This is a genomic window from Aggregatibacter kilianii (genome assembly GCF_003130255.1).
Taxonomy (GTDB): Bacteria; Pseudomonadota; Gammaproteobacteria; order Enterobacterales; family Pasteurellaceae; genus Aggregatibacter; species Aggregatibacter kilianii.
Genome location: NZ_NRCN01000002.1, coordinates 338,866 through 357,713 on the forward strand (window position 1 = coordinate 338,866; position 18,848 = coordinate 357,713).

Genomic DNA, 18,848 nt, shown 5'->3' on the forward strand with positions numbered 1-18,848 from the left:
GCACTTTTCTTTTCCATTTTTTCTATAACGCCTTCAAATCCTTATCCAACAAGCGAGCCAACAACAAAATACCATTCTTAAAACGGTATTCGGCGTATTCTGCTTGAGCATAATGTTGTCCTTTACCTTCAGCAAAGAAATATTCTTGGCTTGGTAATTCAGGCAACCATTTGAAATTATTCACCGGCAAATACACATCGGCGGCGCAATCTTTAAAATCGTTCGGCAGACTATCTTCCACCCGACATAAGGTAGCAACGCCTTGTTCGTCTTGATGAATCAGCGCATAAACTTTACTTGGACGTTTTTTCTCTGTCTCAATAGTGAATACGCCATCTTCAGATTCATTCAAATTAGCACGAATGTCATTTAAAATCGAATAACTCAATGCCATGTAATCTCCTTGCATCAAGGAGCGCGGATCCACCGGCGCAATTTTTAACACTACCGGTTTCCCTGTCGCCAACACATCTTCAAACTGTTGCACTTTGTAATTCAGCGGAATCAGTATCAGCAAAACTACTGCCAATGCCACCAGTGGCTTCACTTTAGAAACATTGGCAAAACCGACCGCACTTTGGGTTTGCGGTTTATATTTTCGCAATAGATAAATAGCCATACCGCTAAATATGAAGGCAAAGAGAAGCAATAACAATGCTTTATAAAGTAATGGAATGGTCAAGGAATAATAATATAAGCCTAAATTCACCGTTAAAAAGAAAACGGCGATAAAAAATAACATTCGGCTATCCATCAAATATGCCAGTAACAATAATGTCACGAGAAATAAAATTGACGGTTGAGAAATAAATCCAATGATAAATAAGGAAAAAACCAACCCTATCAAGATAGTTTCAGCTTTATCTAACACAAAGAAACGACGAATAGCCAAAAAAACAATCAACGGGGTAAGACCGACTAAAAACGGAATAATCCAACCTGGCACGAAATCAGCTTGGGTAAATACGCCCGCAGTCACCACATCAAAGAGTTCGGCAAAAGTCATGACTTTCGGTAATTCATCGGCCATTTGACTAAAACGAAACAAAATATAGATCGAATTCAGTAAAGAAGCACCGATACTAAACAGCAAAAACGCCCAAGCAAAAGGCACAATCTGTGCACTAAGCTTTTCATTTTCAAGGTAAATCTTTTGTATTAAAAATGCTACTACGCAACCAAGCATGGTCACAATGTAGAAAGGCACATAGTGATATTCCACTTGGTTAGCATAATCGAGGCCAATGAGATGGAAATCGCTAAAATAGATATGCCACATCACCAACACGGTTATGATGGTTAATGTACGTAGCCAAATTTCTTTACGTAAAAAATAAAATATCCCCACCACAACAGTAAATAATAACGGCGTGGTTATCTTTAATACATCGTTATCGTATCCATCAAATATACCGGAAAGAAAATAACCGCCCAACAAGCAATAGCCCATTAAGAAGAAAATACCGATGATAATTGATATATGATTTTCCGCATCAGGATTACCAAAATGCATCCCCAAGGCAATAAACAACACGATAACGCTTAGCACCAATAAGTTAATGCGTGGATCAGATACATTTAATGCGAAGAAAATCCAAATAAGACAGGTAACGATACCGATAAAAATGGCGAAAATAAGTAAAATAGATAACGCCCAAGAAATGCTTTTCCGTTGTGGATAATGACGTTTATACCAACCGTGTAATTGCATAACCGCACTGATGGTAATAATAAATAAGACTAAACCGCTTAGTACGGCAAAATCAGCAGAATTCACATGGGAAAAGAGAAAAAAACCAAAGGCAGTAATTAAGCTCACGGTGGCAGTAATTAAATTCATAAAGTCAACGCGATACTGTTTATAAAAACAAATACACGCCAAAGACGGGAACGCCACTTGCAAGAAAAGAATAAAGAAATAAACGCTGGAATCAACGTCATTACCTAGAAAATCTGTCAAAATCCTGACAAAAAACAGATTCACTAGCACTAAGAATACAAGGAACTTAGGCAGAAGTCGCCAGTTCGCATCATGCAATCGATGAATAAATAATTCACTTAACAGCAAGAAAATAAAATTTAAACTTACCGCAGAAAGCGCGACATCATTTTCATAGTTGTTGTTATTAAATAGAAATAAGGCAATATTGGTAGTTGCGACCAACAATAACGCTGAAGCCACATTAGGTAACAGTAATAACAACGGCAATTGACATACCGACCAAATAGCAAATAATTCCCATGCGTTGGCCCCCGTTTGATAGGTTTGTCCCACCAAGGCGAACACTGCACCGATAAGAACAGAGGTAATAAAAAAGAAAGTGACGGACAGTAGTTTTAATTTGTCTTTTTCCAATTTACGGCTTTCACGCAGAAAAAAATAAAAACCCAATGCAATAGAAAGTAGCAACACAGCTTGCAAGCCATAAATTTTTGCAAGATCGGAAAAATAATCCAAATTGGCGGCAATTAAAGTCACAATGCCGCTAGTAAGAAACCCGGAACTTAATAATAAGAAAAGTAAATTAAGATAACGAGGCCAAGATAAATTGAACAAAGATGAAGTATTCATACGCTTTCCTTTTAATTTTTAATTAAAAATCAAATGTATTCTGCCAATTTTTAAATTAAAAAGAAAGCAAAAGTGCGGTCGGTTTTCGTAATGAATTTTGACCGCACTTTATTATTTAAAGCAACTAAACATTATTTCGTCGCATTAGGTTTATGGAATAAAGTGACGGCAATAAAGCCAAAACCTAAGAAGCAGGAAACAATCAGCACATAGAAACCGCCGTCCCAACCGAATAAATCTACTAATTTACCCATCACATAACCCGCACTAGCGGAACCGAGCAAATAACCGAATAATCCGGTTAACCCTGTTGCGGTGCCGGTTGATAATGCCGTAACGAATGAAATAAACAAAAACATTGGCAATGGCAATTGCCCATAAGAATTTGTTATTTAAGATATATTTCATAAAGATATCTTTGGATGAAAGGGTGGGGGCAGATTCAACCTTCTGTACCACCTTTTCGCCTTTCCATTCATCCACCGGCGGCAAATCTTCAGATTCCGCCGTATCATGCATTAAATAGAACATGATGAAAGCTAACACAATGGCGATTAACGCCGGCAAATAGAATGAAGATTGCTATGAAAGACCTTCAATAACAACATTTTTTACAAAATATCAAAGATCATTTTTAGGAAAAAACCATAAAATAAATGGGAGTTTTGGGAAAGCTGGCACAACCTTTTTATAGCATCTGATAAATAAAGGTATTTTTATTCTTCCAAGTTAATAAAAAACAGGTTAGACCAGAAGTCAATCAACAACTTCGCAAGATAAATTAACCGCTTATATACATTTAATTTACCCTATTCAATAGATTATTTAATATATCTACATGAAGCCTTCAAATTAGCATAAAAGATCATTGTCCTGTTATTTCCGGCGTAGTTCATGCTAAAAATCAAATAACAAGCAACAAAATAATCTATTGACACCCCCCTTATTTTCAGCCGAAAACTCCATTTTTAAACAAAATCAAACTATCCAAAAATCACCAAACAATCGTTTTCTCCGCTTATTTTTAAAGGTTTTCCCTGTTGTTTGCATGCAAACTTAATGATAGCATTTCGGCCTTTTTTCCATGATCTATAACCTATTAGGAAGGCAAATATGTCAACTAACAGCATTGCGGCAGATATCGTAGATATTGAAAATGCCGAAACCATTGAACAAACTCATCAACAAACGCATTTGCGTAACGATCCTCGCAAGGTCGCTATCGCCTCAATGATCGGCACGGCAATTGAGTTTTTCGATTATTACATTTATGCGGCTGCGGCCGTTTTAGTGTTTAACACACAATTCTTTAACGCTGACAATCCGGTTTCCAATCAATTACTCTCTCTTTCCACTTTGGCGTTAGCTTTTTTCGTGCGCCCTATCGGCTCGGCATTATTCGGCCATTTCGGCGATAAAATCGGGCGTAAAAAAACCTTGGTCGCCTCCTTGTTATTAATGGGTATTTCCACCATGGTGATCGGCATATTACCAACCTATGCCGACATTGGCATTTGGGCTCCAATTTTGCTTTGCCTATGTCGTATCGGTCAGGGCTTAGGACTTGGCGGAGAATGGGGGGGCGCAGCATTGGTTGCCACCGAAAATGCCCCGGAAGGCAAACGCGCTTGGTATGGCACTTTCCCACAGTTAGGCGCACCGATCGGTTTATTCTTAGCCAACGGCGCATTCTTCTTGGTGAGCTATTATTTCGGTAAAGAAGCCTTGGTTGAATGGGCATGGCGCATTCCATTCCTTTCTTCCGTAGCGTTAGTTATAGTAGGTTTATATGTACGCTTAACCTTGCACGAAAGCCATGTATTCCGCGAAGCGGAAGCCAAAGGTAAAAAAGTGGAAACCCCGGTTAGTGCCGTATTCCGTAACCATATGAAACCGTTAATTTTAGGCACGTTCGTGATGACTACGACCTATGTGTTGTTCTACATCATGACGGCATTCGCACAAGTCTATTCCAAGAGTCCGGTGACGCTTTCCGAGCAAGGTCATGCAATGGGTTTAGGTATTCAACCAAATACTTTTACCGGCTTCTTGCTTATCAGTGCCATCGTTTTTGGGATTTTCATCAGTATTTCCGGTATCTATGCCGATAAAATTGGACGTCGCAAATGGTTATTAGGTACCACTATCGGTATTGCGTTGTTAGGTTTATGCATGCCGTTATTCCTAACCGGCGGTACTCCGACCAGCGTGTTCTTATTCCTTATTATTGGAATGGCTTTTATGGGTATGACTTTCGGTCCAATGGCGGCTTTATTACCGGAATTTTTCCCTACGGAAGTACGCTACTCAGGCGCCTCTTTGGCCTATAACATTTCCTCTATTATTGGTGCAACTGTCGCCACTATGGTGACCTTAAAAATCAACGCCTACTATGGCATCATCGGCGTAGGAATTTACCTCGCTGTTAACGCCGTCTTAACAATGATTGCCTTGTGGCTTTCTAAGGAAACCAAAAATATCGATTTAACCAAAATCTAATATTGCCTAATTTATCTCCCTTAAAAGCCATCTTTTGATGGCTTTTGTTTTTTTAAACACCGTAAAAATCCACCGCACTTTTTTTGCTTAAAGAACAAATACCGCGTTCGTTATATCAAAATAAATACAATAATAATTATCATTTGCAAAAATTTAACAAATAGGCTAAATTCTCCCGCAGTTTATTTATCGTTATTAACTTCCATAGGAGCATTTATGCGCAAACATTTTTCATTGCTTCCCCTCGCAATGTTAGTTACCACCGCAGTTTATGCGGAAAATTTAGAGATCATTAACGTGGTGTCTGAAAATACCGGTGCCAAAAGTAAAACCAATGTGATTACAACTGAATCGATTAATCGCAGCACGGAAACCGAATTAAAAGGTTTATTAAAAGATGAACCGGCGATTAACTTCGGTGGTGGTCGCGGTACATCACAATGGTTTACCATTCGCGGGATGGGGCAAGATCAAGTGGATGTAAAAGTGGATGATGCTTATACCGATGCCCAACTTTTCCACCACCAAGGCCGTTTCATGTTTGATCCGGCACTATTCAAGAAAGTGAGCGTGCAAAAAGGGACAGGATCAGCCAGTGCCGGCATTGGTGCAACCAGCGGAGCTATCGTTGCGGAAACCGTGAGTGCAAAAGATCTTCTGAAAGAAGGTCAAGACATTGGTTTTAAGGTAAATGCCGGTGTTAGCTCAAACAAAGGTTGGAGCAAAGGTGCAACCGTTTATTCACGTGCCCAAGCGATGGATGTATTACTTTCCGGCAATTGGGTAAATGAAAGCGACTATAAAGCAGGCAATGGCTACAAAATCAAAAATAGTGCATTGGGTCAACGTGGTTTATTAGCGAAAGTCGGTGTGGATTTAAACGAAGATCACCGAATTGAATTAAGTCATCGCCAAGAACGCCACTATGGTGTTCGAGCATTACGCGAGGAGTTCGATTTTGCTCAAGACAATAATGAGACTAATAATTCCCCACGTTATCGCATCACTACTAACGACACCAGCAAAATTGAATGGACCAGCAAAAACATGGGCTTTATTAGCAATGCTAAGGCTAATGTATGGCGCAGTGTAATTAGCCGTGAAGAGCCAAGCGAACGTTCCAGAACCCGTTTAATTGCCAATGGTGCAAACTTAAACTTGGATTCTCCAATTGGTGAATCTCACTTAATCAAATACGGTATCAATTACCGCGATCAAGAAGGTAAGCCTAACTCACTTACCGTTCAAAACGGCGTCCAAATGAAGACCCAAAAGAAACGTGATGTGGGTGTTTATGCCGAGGGCATTTGGGGCTTAGGGGCGTTTACATTAACGACCGGCTTGCGTTATGACCACTTCAATTTCCATGCAATGGACGGTTCAAAATCCAATAAAGGCAGCGTGAATCCAAGCGTTGGCTTGATTTATGAAGTCACCAATGATCTCAGTTTTAATACCAGCTTAAACTACGCTACCCGAAGTCCTCGTTTCTTTGAAGTCATGCTTTCTTCAGGATCGACTCGAGGAAAACCTGCAGTGTATTCCATTGCCAATAACATTAAACCGGAAAGATCGCGCAACGCGGAAGTAGGCTTCAACTATAAATTAGCCGACAGCCTTTCTTTGAACGGAAGTTATTTCTGGCAAACAATCCAAGATACGCACGCCTTTACGCAAATCAGACCGGGTTATTATGAAATCCAAAATGCAGGCAAATTAAGAAATCATGGTTATGAATTAGGTGCAGCCTATAAATACGAAGGCTTAACCTTACGTGCCGGCGTGGCTTACAGCAAACCGGAATTAAACGGCAGAACCGTGGATAGCACTGTAACCGCCATTCCGATCGGTCGTACTTGGACCACCGGTGTGTCTTACCACTTCGAACAACCTGACGTTGAAATCGGTTGGAAAGGCCGCTTTGTACAACATACCAGCTATGATTCTACCACCCAAAACCGTGGCGGTGGTGCAACCACCACAAAACGTCCGGGCTATGGCGTCAACGATTTCTATATCACATGGAAACCGGTTGAAAGCGTAAATATCAACCTTGCGTTAAACAATGCATTCAACAAATACTATCGCAGCCACAGCCAACGCGCAGGCGTATCCACCTTGCCTGAGCCGGGTCGTGACGTTCGTTTAAGTGTAAACTACACGTTCTAAACCTGAAAAGTGCGGTGAGATTTTACTGCGTTTTTTAAATTTATTTTGAAGGATTAAGTTCAACTGGGCTTAATCCTTTTTATTTTCCAAAGAAAAGCCCATGATTCTGTGGCATAATTGCCGAGATTTTATTTAATGGAGAATATCATGCGAATTTTACATACCATGTTGCGCGTCGGCGATTTACAACGTTCTATTCAGTTTTATCAAGATGTATTGGGCATGCGTTTATTGCGTACCAGTGAAAATCCGGAATACCAATATTCTCTGGCATTTTTAGGTTACGATGATGAAAACAAAGCGTCCGTATTGGAATTAACCTATAACTGGGGCGTGGATAAATACGATTTGGGCAATGCCTACGGTCACATCGCCATTGGCGTGGACGATATTTACGCCACTTGTGAAGCGGTGCGCAAGGCGGGCGGCAATGTTACGCGCGAACCGGGCCCGGTGAAAGGCGGTAAAACCGTGATCGCTTTCGTAGAAGATCCGAACGGTTACAAAATCGAATTCATCGAAAATCAAAGCGCACAGGCCGGCTTAGGCAACTAAATTTGCTATGTAAAGTGCGGTTAAAAAAAGCAACGTTTTTTAACGTGGATTATGAACGATAATCCACGTTTTATTTTTAGGAAAATGTATGTCTGAAACACAAGAAACCATAAACTATAATCTCTTAAAACATCGTTTCCGTGGCTATTTACCGGTAATTATTGATGTGGAAACCGCAGGCTTGAATGCTAAAACCGATGCATTGTTAGAAGTGGCAGCAATTACGGTAAAAATGGATGACAATGGTCATTTGGTACCGGATCAAAAATGCCATTTCCACATTCAACCTTTTGAAGGCGCAAATATCGATCCTGAATCCATTAAATTTAACGGCATTGACATTGACAACCCGCTGCGCGGTGCCATCAGTGAAAACATTGCCATCAGCGAAATGTTTAAAATGGTACGCCGCGCACAGAAAGACGCCGAGTGCCAACGCTCGATTATTGTGGCGCATAATGCAGCCTTTGATCAGGGCTTTATTATGGCAGCAGCCCAACGTACCAACGCCAAACGCAACCCATTTCACCCTTTTTCCACCTTTGATACGGCAACCCTAAGCGGTTTTATGTTTGGTCAAACGGTGTTAGTTAAAGCCTGCCAAGCGGCCAAAATCCCTTTTGATGGTTCACAAGCACACTCTGCCCTTTACGACACGGAACGTACTGCAGAATTATTTTGTTATATGGTGAATCACTTAAAAACACTGGGTGGATTTCCACATATCGTGGCGGAAGATTAAAAAACACCACAAATATTGACCGCACTTTGCTAATTTTTTTGAAAAAACACTTGCGACCAAAAACATTTTCCAGTAGTTTAAAAGGCAATTCACACAGGAGATTTAAAATGAACTTTATTCGTCACCATCACCACCATGTAACTGAATGATCTTTCAGGTATTTGGTGTGCTTGGAAGATAACTTCCGAGCAGGTACGAATAAATCATTGCATATCGCCCCCTCGGAAGTCTGCTTTCGAGGGGGTTTCTTTTTTTACATCAAATTAATCCCCACAAAATAAAATGGCAATTTTATTAGACAAATTTTGTATTTCGAGTAAATTATCAATAACTTAACTTATAAGGATAAACACATGTTAACCAACCCCGTCGTTATTTCGATCATCGTTTTGCTGGCACTGAGCTTGTTACGCATTAACGTGATCATTGCACTGGTTATGTCAGCCTTAACCGCCGGTTTAGTCGGAAATTTAGGTTTAACCAAAACCATCGAAGCCTTTACGGGCGGACTTGGTGGCGGTGCCGAAGTCGCCATGAACTACGCAATGCTCGGTGCTTTTGCCATTGCGATTTCCAAATCGGGTATTACGGATTTAATCGCTTACAAAATCATCACCCGCATGAATAAAGTGCCGACTGCAAATAGCCTCGCCATGTTCAAATATGCCATGCTCGGTATCTTAACGCTGTTCGCCATTTCCTCACAAAACCTATTGCCGGTGCACATTGCCTTTATTCCTATCGTTATTCCGCCGATGCTTGCCATCTTCAATAAACTGAAAATTGACCGTCGTGCTGTGGCTTGTGTCCTCACATTCGGTTTAACCGCCACTTATATGCTATTGCCTGTAGGGTTCGGGAAAATCTTTATTGAGAGCATTTTGGTGAAAAATATTAATACCGTAGGCGGAGCGTTAGGATTGCAAACCAGTGTAGGGGAAGTTTCGTTGGCAATGACTATTCCGGTTATCGGCATGATTTTAGGATTACTCACCGCCATCTTTATCACCTATCGCAAACCGCGAGAATATGTGGTGCTAACAGCCGAACCGACAAGTGAGGAGATCAAACAACAGGTCGCCAATATTACACCAAAACAAATCACGGCCAGTTTAATCGCTATTGTTGCCACCTTCACCGTGCAATTAGTGACCAGTTCCACCATTATCGGAGGCTTGGTAGGTTTGATCATCTTTGCCGCCTTTGGCATTTTCAAACTCAAAGAAAGCAACGATATTTTCCAACAAGGCTTACGTTTAATGGCCATGATCGGTTTCGTGATGATCGCCGCTTCCGGCTTTGCCAATGTGATTAATACTACGAGCGGTGTAAAAGAATTGGTCGATGTATTAAGCACCGGTATCATTCAAAGCAAAGGTGTCGCCGCGTTCCTGATGTTGCTCGTCGGTTTACTTATCACTATGGGGATCGGTTCTTCCTTCTCTACCGTGCCGATTATTACTTCCATTTATGTGCCGCTTTGTTTATCTTTCGGCTTCTCCCCGCTTGCTACCGTGTCTATTGTCGGTGTTGCGGCAGCCTTGGGTGATGCAGGTTCGCCGGCATCTGACTCCACATTAGGGCCGACATCCGGTTTGAATATGGATGGTAAACACGACCACATTTGGGATTCCGTTGTGCCGACCTTTATTCACTACAACATTCCGTTGTTAGTCTTCGGTTGGATTGCCGCCATGTATTTGTAAGTCTAAAAGTGCGGTTGAAAAAACACGTAAATTTTTCACCGCACTTTTATTTTCTATACCCTATGAACAATAATGAACAACATTTCTATCCAACGTTTAAAACAAAGCCTTCAGCATTTCTTCGCGCGTTATGACACGCAGAAAGAAGAAACGGTTTACGCCAAATTTTCAGAAAATTTATTCACGGAAAACTGGCGAAAAACAGCGTTTTATTTTGAGCAGATTGAACAAACATTCTCTCAGATTGAGCAGATTAAAGGTGAGAATCTTGAAGCCTTGCAGTTCTACACGCAAAAACTATCGGCACAATGTACCGCACTTTCGGATGCGTTAACCCGTCAACAGCAAAATGCGCAACTCTTTCCCATTAAAGCGCAAGAAGAAAGCAAACCGGCGGATAAACGCCATCATCCCGTTCACACCCTACCACCACGAGAACGCTTGGCGAAATACTATGAATATTTAGCCTCTTTTAATGAGAAAATTCAGTGTGAACAAGATGATTTAAGCAAAACGCAAAGAGAAGGATTGCCGTTGAATCGACAAAAATTGGAACAGCTGGAACAACGCCGCGCCCGTTGTTTAGAAGCCATTGAAATGTTGGAAGAATATTTAGTTTTCCTGGAAAAACAGAAATAACCGCAATAAAAAACCTCGCAATACATTGCGAGGTTTTTTATTTTGATGCGTTCTAATTAGCCAACGTAGCGCCCTACGCCAAGCTCATCTTCTTTACGGGTACGGTTAATCACTGCTTGTGGCGATTGCAATACACGCAAGCCCATTTCATCTTCCGTGCGCACTACCTCACCGCGGAGGGAGTTAGTGAACACGTCCGTGATTTTAATGTCCACAAATTTACCGATCATATCCGGCGAACCTTGGAAGTTGACGATACGGTTATTCTCCGTACGTCCGGTCAATTCCATAATGTCTTTTTTGGACGGGCCTTCGACCAACACGCGTTGCTCGCTGCCTAACATCGCACGACTGAATTGTGCCGCTTGGTTGTTAATGCGTTGCTGCAACAAATATAAACGCTGTTTTTTCTCGTCTTCGGTCACATCATCAGGGTAATCCGCCGCCGGCGTACCGGGACGCGCGGAATAAATGAAGCTGAAACTCATGTCAAAATTCACTTGTGCGATTAAATTCATGGTTTGCTCGAAATCCTCTTTCGTTTCACCCGGGAAACCGACAATAAAGTCTGAGCTGATTTGAATATGTGGACGCACCGCTTTCAGTTTGCGAATAATGGATTTGTATTCAATCGCCGTATGACCGCGTTTCATCATCGTTAAAATTCGGTCAGAACCGGATTGCACCGGCAAATGTAAGAAACTCACCAATTCCGGCGTGTCACGATATACATCGATAATGTCGTCAGTGAATTCAATCGGATGGCTGGTGGTAAAACGCAAACGGTCAATGCCGTCAATGGCTGCCACTAAACGCAATAACTCCGCAAAAGTGCAGATTTCACCGTCAAATGTTGGTCCGCGATAAGCGTTCACGTTCTGACCAAGTAAATTCACTTCACGTACACCCTGCTCTGCTAACTGCGCAATTTCAAACAGAATATCATCCACCGGACGGCTCACTTCCTCACCGCGCGTATAAGGCACTACGCAGTAAGTACAATATTTATTACAACCTTCCATAATAGAAACGAACGCTGTCGGACCTTCCGCACGCGGTTCCGGCAGACGGTCAAATTTTTCGATTTCCGGGAAACTAATGTCCACGACGGAGCTTTTGCCGCCACGGATTTGGTTAATCATTTCCGGCAGGCGATGCAACGTTTGCGGCCCAAAAACAATGTCCACATAAGGTGCGCGGGTGCGGATATGCTCGCCTTCTTGCGATGCTACGCAACCACCTACACCGATTAATAATTTAGGATTGCTTTTCTTTAATTCTTTCCAACGGCCTAACTGATGAAATACTTTTTCCTGCGCTTTTTCACGAATGGAACAAGTGTTTAATAACAATACATCCGCTTCTTCCGGCACATCCGTTAATTCTAGTCCATGCGTGCTATGCAACAAATCCGCCATTTTGGATGAATCGTATTCATTCATCTGGCAGCCCCAGGTTTTAATATGTAATTTTTGCGTCATATGGGTTGAAATTCACTCTAATTAATCATAAAAATTGACTGGCTATTCTACAGTTTTGCGCTTTTACTGACTAGCCAAAAAGCAGATTTTCTTTAGAATTTTACCTATTGGAGGTAGAATAAAGCCCGTTTGAAACAGGAGGAGAAACGGGAAAAATGGCAAATATTCAAAAAGATGTTATTGTCTTCGGTGGTGGCATGATCGGTGCAGCATGCGCCTTAGGATTGGCACAATTAGGCTTACAAACTCAAGTGATTGAACGTGCTCCTCTACCACAATTTTCGCCCGATTCCCCTTATAATTTACGCATTTCCGCCATCAGTGCCACCTCCGTGAAATTATTACAACAACTGAATGCGTGGCAACACATCGAAAAAATGCGTCTTAATCCCTACCGCACTTTAGAAACCTGGGAAATCGAAGGCTTTTCCACCCGTTTCGAGAGCCGGGATCTTAATCTGCCCGAACTGGGGTTTATGATCGAAAACAATCTGATTCAGCTTGGGTTATGGCAAGCTTTTGACGTCTATCCGAATCTCCAAACATGCACCAATATTGCCATTCAATCCGTACAAAAGTGCGGTCAACATTGGCAGTGTTTTTTAACGAACGGTGAATGCTACGAGGCTCCGTTAGTTATCGCTGCCGATGGTGCCAATTCACAGTTACGCGACATCGCCGGTATTGGTTTAACGGGTTGGCAATATCGTCAAAGCTGTATGCTGATTTTGGTGGAAACGGAACTGGGCGAGCAGGATATTACTTGGCAACACTTTATGCCTTCCGGTCCGAAGGCCTTTTTGCCATTATTAGGCAATGAAGCCTGCTTGGTGTGGTATGACGCACCACAACGCATTCGTGCATTAAAACAAATGAGCAAAGAAAAACTGGCAGAACAAATTGCGCTGACATTTCCGTCCCGCTTGGGCAAGATAACGGTACAAAACGCCAACAGTTTTGAGCTCACCCGCCGCCATGCACAACGTTACTTTAACCAAGGTATTGTGCTAGTAGGCGATGCGGCACACACGATTAATCCGCTGGCGGGGCAAGGTGTAAATTTAGGTTTTAAAGATGTGAAAGCCTTGATTGAGGTGATTCATTCGGCACTAGCGCAACAGGAAAATATCGCCGATGATAAGGTACTGGCGCGTTACCAACAAAAACGCAAGGCTGATAATTTACTGATGCAATCAGGTATGGATCTGTTTTATAAGGCCTTTAAGGAAGATATTTTGCCATTGAAGGTGTTACGTAATTTGGCGTTGGTAGCGGCAGATAAAACCCCGATATTGAAAAAACAGGCATTGCGTTACGCCTTGGGCTTATAATCTGCCGTTGATGAATACATTGAATAACTTATTGATTCGGCGAATAATAAAGTTTACCGATTTCAATTTTTTGACGACCGGTTTGTTCGCGCCATTTATTACTATCACGCAAAGAATAAACGCAACCGCAATATTCTTGCTGATAAAAACGCTCACGTTTACTGATTTCAATCATCCGTTGTGAGCCACCTTCTTTACGCCAGTTATAATCCCAATAGATCACATCGTCATATTTTTCTGCCGCACGATGACCGCAACCGTTAATTTGCTCCATGTCTTTCCAGCGGGAAATGCCAAGGCAACTGGTGAACACCGGGAAACCGTGCTCATGTGCGTATTCAGCCGCTTTTTCAAAACGCATATCAAAACACATGGTACAACGAATGCCGCGCTCCGGCTCCCATTCCATGCCTTTAGCACGATCAAACCATTCTTGACGATCATAGTCGGCATCAATAAACGGAATACCAAATTTCTGTGCAAAACGAATATTTTCTTCCTTGCGGATCAAATATTCTTTTAACGGATGGATATTCGGGTTGTAGAAATAAATCGTAAATTCAATACCGGACGCCAAAATGGCTTCCATCACCTCACCCGAGCAAGGCGCGCAACAGGAATGCAAAAGCAGTTTATTGTGCCCTTCGGGCAATTCCAGTTTTTCACGAATAAAAGGTGCGTTCGGATCTTTGCGCAGTTTTTGTTTGCGCGTTTTATGTTGAAAACTGACCGCACTTTGAGATTGTTGTTCTGTCATGACTATTTAGCTTGAAGAATTTCGATACATTTATAAACAAATATTGTTGAACCTTTTGGATTATAAAGTGAAAACACAAAAAACTTTGGCGTATCGGCAGACTTTACTTCAAGTACAGCCTTTGTATTCGCCTTATTTGTATATTCCCACATCTGTGAATTATCGGTTCGAACGAGTTTTTCGTTGGGCGGTAGCAAACCGCTTTCCATGTGATGCTTATCAATTTGGTTGAAAAACGTCACCATTTTAGATGCGCCATTTGGTTCTACGCAGGAAAAATCGGCTGATAAAACTGACTGGTTAAAAAAGCACAACAAACATGTTAGGAGTCGCTTTTTCATTAATATGCTCTATCCACGGATAAATACGCTAAGGAAATCAACGCTTGTTTATACTCGCTTTCCGGCAGAATCTGAATCGCATCAACGGCTTTTTGTGCTTCTTGTTTAGCGCGATCCATCGCGTAATCAAGGGATTTATGTTCTGCCATAATAGCTAACACCTCATCAATGGCCTCACGTTTCCCACCTTGTTCGATGGCTTCGCGAATTAACGCGGCTTGTTCTGCATTACCGTGGTGCATCGCATGTAATAAAGGAAGGGTCGGTTTGCCTTCGGCTAAATCATCGCCCACATTTTTCCCTAAGGCCTTGGCATTGGCGCTGTAATCCAACACATCATCCACTAACTGGAATGCCGTGCCGAGATAACGGCCATAACTTTGCAACGCCTGTTCCTGCGCCTCACTGCCGCCGGCAATAATTGCCGCTGCCTGGGCCGCCACTTCAAATAAACGGGCGGTTTTGCTGTAAATCACCCGCATATAATTCTCTTCACTGGTTTGCGGATCATTAACGTTCATTAGCTGTTGCACTTCGCCTTCTGCCAACACATTGGTGGCATCCGCCATAATGCGCAAAATTTTTAAGGATTCCAACTGAGCAACCAATTGGAAGGCGCGGGTATAAATAAAATCCCCCACCAACACACTAGCCGCATTACCAAATTCCGCGTTCGCCGTAGCACGTCCGCGTCGCATATCGGACTCATCTACGACATCATCATGCAGTAAGGACGCGGTGTGAATAAATTCCACAAAGGTTGCACAGGTAATCGCCTGCGGTCCTTCAAAACCCAAGGCTCTTGCCGCCAACACGGCAATTAACGGACGAATGCGCTTACCACCGCCTTGCACGATATAAAAGCCTAATTGGTTAATTAAAACAACGTCTGAGTTGAGTTGGGCTAAAATTGATTCGTTCACTTTTTGCATATCCGTGTGGCTTAGCGCCTGGATTGCATTCATATCCATTAAATTTGTTGTATTCATTTCATCTAATTTTGACTAACTGAGACTGGTTAGGTTAAACCGGGAACATAAAGTGCGGTCGATTTTACCTGATTTTTTAGGCTTTCTGAAATCAATCCGCCGAAATTCCGAAATTTTTTATTTTCTTTCAAATAAACCCTTGCCATGGGGTAAATTTTTCCGTAGAATTTGCGCCCTATTTATATGAATTTCATGTGCGAAATGAAACAACATTAGAGCACAATTATAGCGGAGTATTTATGTACGCAGTTTTCCAAAGTGGCGGTAAACAACACCGAGTAAGCGAAGGTCAAGTAGTTCGTTTAGAGAAACTTGAACTTGCAACTGGCGCAACAGTTGAATTCGATTCAGTGTTGATGGTCGTTAATGGTGAAGATGTTAAAATCGGCGCACCGGTCGTTGCCGGCGCGAAAGTAGTGGCTGAAGTAGTTACACAAGGTCGTGGCGATAAAGTTAAAATCGTTAAGTTCCGTCGTCGCAAACACAGCCGTAAGCAACAAGGTCATCGTCAGTGGTTCACAGAAGTGAAAATCACTGGGATTCAAGCATAATTTCAGAGGAGATCAAGTAGATGGCAACTAAAAAAGCTGGTGGTTCAACTCGTAACGGTCGTGATTCTGAAGCTAAACGTCTTGGTGTAAAACGTTTCGGTGGTGAATCTGTATTAGCAGGCAGCATCATCGTTCGTCAACGTGGTACTAAATTCCACGCAGGCAACAACGTTGGAATGGGACGTGACCACACCTTATTCGCAACTGCCGATGGTAAAGTAAAATTTGAAGTGAAAGGCGAAAAAAATCGTAAATACGTAAGTATCGTAACTGAATAATTTTACTCACAGAATAAAAATAAAAAGCCCTGCAAAAGCAGGGTTTTTTTATAGGTAATTTTAATGAAACAACAGCCTGTCTTGGGTTTTCTCTTTGCATTAATCACCGCCATGGCATGGGGGTCTTTACCTGTTGCGTTGAAACAAGTGCTTTCCAGTATGAGCGTGCAAACCATTGTGTGGTATCGCTTCGTCACCGCCAGCCTCGTCTTATTTATTTTGCTCGGATATAAAAACAAACTGCCGCAAATAGCCAAGCTCGGGTATTACGGTTGGTTGGTTGTCGTCGGCGTTATTGGCTTAGCCGGTAACTTTTTCTTATTCAACAGCTCGCTTAATTACATCGAGCCTTCCGTTGCGCAAATTTTTATTCACGTATCTTCTTTCGGAATGTTGATTTGTGGCATATTCGTTTTTAAAGAAAAGCTCGGCATGCATCAAAAAATCGGCTTAGTTTTATTGCTTATCGGTTTAGGATTATTTTTCAACGATCGGTTAGATATTTTTACCGGGTTAAACGCCTATTCTACCGGCGTTCTGATCAGTATTAGCGCCTCTTTAGTTTGGGTAGCCTATGGCATGGCACAAAAATTAATGCTACGTAAATTTAGCTCGCAGCAAATCCTGTTAATGATCTATTTGGGTTGCGCCCTTGTATTCACGCCTTTTGCTGAATTTTCCAAAGTGGAAAATCTAACCCCATTTGCCCTAGGTTGCTTTATTTATTGTTGCCTCAACACGCTTTTCGGCTATGGCGCCTATGCGGAAGCCCTAAACCGATGGGATGTGTCGAAAGTGAGCGTGGTTATCACCTTAGTGCCGTTATTTACCATTTTATTTGCTCATATCGCTCACTACATCGACCCGACAGATTTTACCGCACCGGAACTAAATACTATTAGCTATATCGGTGCGTTTATTGTAGTATGCGGAGCAATTTTATCCGCCATCGGGCACAAGTTATTCCCTGCCCGCCAATAAGTGCGGTGATAATTTTCAGTATTTTGGAGAAGTTTAATGAAATTTATTGATGAAGCTTTGATTCGCGTCGAAGCAGGTGACGGGGGTAATGGTTGTGCCAGTTTCCGTCGTGAAAAATATATCCCTAAGGGCGGACCGGACGGTGGAGATGGTGGTGATGGCGGCGATGTTTATTTAATTGCTGATGAAAACTTAAATACGTTAATTGACTACCGTTTTGAAAAACGTTATGCCGCCGAACGCGGGGAAAACGGACGCAGCGCTAATTGCACCGGACACCGTGGCAAAGACATCACATTACGCGTGCCGGTAGGCACCCGCGCTATTGATAACGACACCCAAGAAGTCATTGGTGATTTAACCCAAAACGGCATGAAATTATTAGTGGCCAAAGGCGGTTATCACGGGCTCGGCAACACCCGCTTTAAATCCTCCGTCAACCGTGCTCCACGCCAGAAAACCATGGGCACGGAAGGAGAAAAACGCGATTTATTGTTAGAGCTTATGTTACTTGCCGATGTGGGTATGTTAGGCTTACCCAACGCCGGTAAATCTACGTTTATCCGTGTCGTTTCTGCCGCCAAACCAAAAGTCGCGGATTACCCGTTCACCACTTTGGTGCCAAGTTTAGGCGTAGTGAAAGTGGATGACAATCGCAGTTTCGTGGTAGCCGATATTCCGGGCTTAATTGAAGGCGCCTCCGAAGGTGCGGGACTAGGCATTCGCTTCCTAAAACATCTAGAACGTTGCCGCGTATTAATTCACTTGGTGGATATTCACCCTATCGATGAATCCGATCCAGCAGATAATGTGGCGATTATCGAGTCGGAATTGTTTCAATACAGCGAATCCTTGGCAGAGAAGCCACGCTGGTTAGTGCTTAATAAAATCGACACAATGAGCGATGAAGAATCCCATGAACGTGCCGAAGCTATCGCCGAACGCCTTGGCTGGACGGAGAATTATTATTTAATTTCTGCCGCCACAGGCAAAAACGTGCCGCAGCTTTGCCGTGATATTATGGACTTCTTGGAAGCCAACCCACGTGAGACCGAAGCGGTTCCGGTTGAAAACGAAGAAGTGAAATTCAAATGGGAAGAATATCATCAGGAGCAATTGGAAAATGCCGATTTTGATGATGAAGACGATGATTGGGATGACTGGTCAGAAGAAGATGAGGAAGGCGTAGAAATTATTTATAAGCCTTAACCTTCCCTAGAAACAAAAAAGTGCGGTCGAAATTCACAGAGAATTTTG

At 42.3% G+C, this 18,848-nt stretch carries 16 protein-coding genes, 1 pseudogene and 1 other annotated feature; of the genes and pseudogenes, 11 read left to right on the forward strand and 6 right to left on the reverse strand.

Annotation, left to right across the window (positions count from 1 at the left end):
- Nucleotides 1–22: 22 nt before the first annotated feature.
- Nucleotides 23–2,572: a GDYXXLXY domain-containing protein gene (locus DK428_RS11355; protein WP_109064421.1), complete on the reverse strand. Its 2,550-nt coding sequence runs from the start codon at nucleotides 2,570–2,572 to the stop codon at nucleotides 23–25.
- Nucleotides 2,573–2,703: 131 nt separating this feature from the next.
- Nucleotides 2,704–3,154 (reverse strand): annotated as a pseudogene (locus DK428_RS11360) (hypothetical protein); the annotation flags it as partial.
- 648 nt (nucleotides 3,155–3,802) lie between these two features.
- Between DK428_RS11360 and DK428_RS11365 the strand changes: the two are divergent.
- From DK428_RS11365 to priC, 6 genes are all read left to right on the forward strand, one after another.
- The gene (locus DK428_RS11365; protein WP_239493790.1) at nucleotides 3,803–5,071 is read left to right on the forward strand and encodes an MFS transporter; all 1,269 of its coding nucleotides are present in this window, start codon (nucleotides 3,803–3,805) and stop codon (nucleotides 5,069–5,071) included.
- Nucleotides 5,072–5,287: 216 nt separating this feature from the next.
- Nucleotides 5,288–7,240 (forward strand): TonB-dependent receptor domain-containing protein, encoded by a 1,953-nt coding sequence (locus tag DK428_RS11370; protein ID WP_109064419.1) that lies wholly within the window; start codon nucleotides 5,288–5,290, stop codon nucleotides 7,238–7,240.
- Nucleotides 7,241–7,387: 147 nt separating this feature from the next.
- Nucleotides 7,388–7,795 carry a lactoylglutathione lyase gene (gene gloA / locus DK428_RS11375; protein ID WP_109064418.1) on the forward strand — a complete coding sequence of 136 codons (408 nt, stop codon included), beginning with the start codon at nucleotides 7,388–7,390 and terminating at the stop codon, nucleotides 7,793–7,795.
- Nucleotides 7,796–7,883: 88 nt separating this feature from the next.
- On the forward strand, nucleotides 7,884–8,537 hold the full coding sequence (rnt, locus tag DK428_RS11380; RefSeq protein ID WP_109064417.1) for a ribonuclease T: 654 nt from the start codon (nucleotides 7,884–7,886) through the stop codon (nucleotides 8,535–8,537).
- A 124-nt stretch (nucleotides 8,538–8,661) separates the two neighbouring features.
- Nucleotides 8,662–8,788 (forward strand) — a sequence feature (His leader region).
- Nucleotides 8,789–8,890: 102 nt separating this feature from the next.
- A complete protein-coding gene (locus DK428_RS11385) occupies nucleotides 8,891–10,243 on the forward strand; it encodes a Na+/H+ antiporter family protein (protein ID WP_109064416.1) in 1,353 nt (450 codons plus the stop codon).
- A gap of 72 nt (nucleotides 10,244–10,315) precedes the next feature.
- Complete coding sequence (priC, locus tag DK428_RS11390) at nucleotides 10,316–10,882, forward strand: primosomal replication protein PriC (protein ID WP_109064415.1); 567 nt, start codon at nucleotides 10,316–10,318, stop codon at nucleotides 10,880–10,882.
- A gap of 56 nt (nucleotides 10,883–10,938) precedes the next feature.
- On the opposite strand, the gene miaB is transcribed toward priC, so the two are convergent.
- On the reverse strand, nucleotides 10,939–12,363 hold the full coding sequence (gene miaB / locus DK428_RS11395; RefSeq protein WP_109064414.1) for a tRNA (N6-isopentenyl adenosine(37)-C2)-methylthiotransferase MiaB: 1,425 nt from the start codon (nucleotides 12,361–12,363) through the stop codon (nucleotides 10,939–10,941).
- Nucleotides 12,364–12,518: 155 nt separating this feature from the next.
- Here miaB and DK428_RS11400 point away from each other — a divergent pair, with 155 nt between their 5' ends.
- Nucleotides 12,519–13,694: an FAD-dependent monooxygenase gene (locus tag DK428_RS11400; protein WP_109064413.1), complete on the forward strand. Its 1,176-nt coding sequence runs from the start codon at nucleotides 12,519–12,521 to the stop codon at nucleotides 13,692–13,694.
- 28 nt (nucleotides 13,695–13,722) lie between these two features.
- Here DK428_RS11400 and DK428_RS11405 read toward each other — a convergent pair whose 3' ends face one another.
- From DK428_RS11405 to ispB, 3 genes are read right to left on the reverse strand one after another with little or no spacing between them, the layout of a single operon-like run.
- A complete protein-coding gene (locus DK428_RS11405; RefSeq protein ID WP_109064412.1) occupies nucleotides 13,723–14,451 on the reverse strand; it encodes an epoxyqueuosine reductase QueH in 729 nt (242 codons plus the stop codon).
- A 2-nt stretch (nucleotides 14,452–14,453) separates the two neighbouring features.
- Nucleotides 14,454–14,792, reverse strand: a complete 339-nt coding sequence (locus DK428_RS11410; protein ID WP_239493789.1) for a hypothetical protein — start codon at nucleotides 14,790–14,792, stop codon at nucleotides 14,454–14,456.
- On the reverse strand, nucleotides 14,792–15,763 hold the full coding sequence (gene ispB / locus DK428_RS11415; RefSeq protein WP_162616591.1) for an octaprenyl diphosphate synthase: 972 nt from the start codon (nucleotides 15,761–15,763) through the stop codon (nucleotides 14,792–14,794). Before ispB ends, DK428_RS11410 begins: the two co-directional genes overlap by 1 nt.
- Nucleotides 15,764–16,020: 257 nt before the next feature.
- Here ispB and rplU point away from each other — a divergent pair, with 257 nt between their 5' ends.
- From rplU to cgtA, 4 genes are all read left to right on the forward strand, one after another.
- A complete protein-coding gene (rplU, locus tag DK428_RS11420) occupies nucleotides 16,021–16,332 on the forward strand; it encodes a 50S ribosomal protein L21 (RefSeq protein WP_109064410.1) in 312 nt (103 codons plus the stop codon).
- Nucleotides 16,333–16,352: 20 nt separating this feature from the next.
- Complete coding sequence (rpmA, locus tag DK428_RS11425) at nucleotides 16,353–16,610, forward strand: 50S ribosomal protein L27 (RefSeq protein ID WP_005701175.1); 258 nt, start codon at nucleotides 16,353–16,355, stop codon at nucleotides 16,608–16,610.
- A gap of 63 nt (nucleotides 16,611–16,673) precedes the next feature.
- A complete protein-coding gene (locus DK428_RS11430; RefSeq protein ID WP_109064409.1) occupies nucleotides 16,674–17,591 on the forward strand; it encodes a DMT family transporter in 918 nt (305 codons plus the stop codon).
- Between the two features lie 36 nt (nucleotides 17,592–17,627).
- Nucleotides 17,628–18,800 carry an Obg family GTPase CgtA gene (gene cgtA / locus DK428_RS11435; protein ID WP_109064408.1) on the forward strand — a complete coding sequence of 391 codons (1,173 nt, stop codon included), beginning with the start codon at nucleotides 17,628–17,630 and terminating at the stop codon, nucleotides 18,798–18,800.
- Nucleotides 18,801–18,848 lie beyond the last annotated feature (48 nt).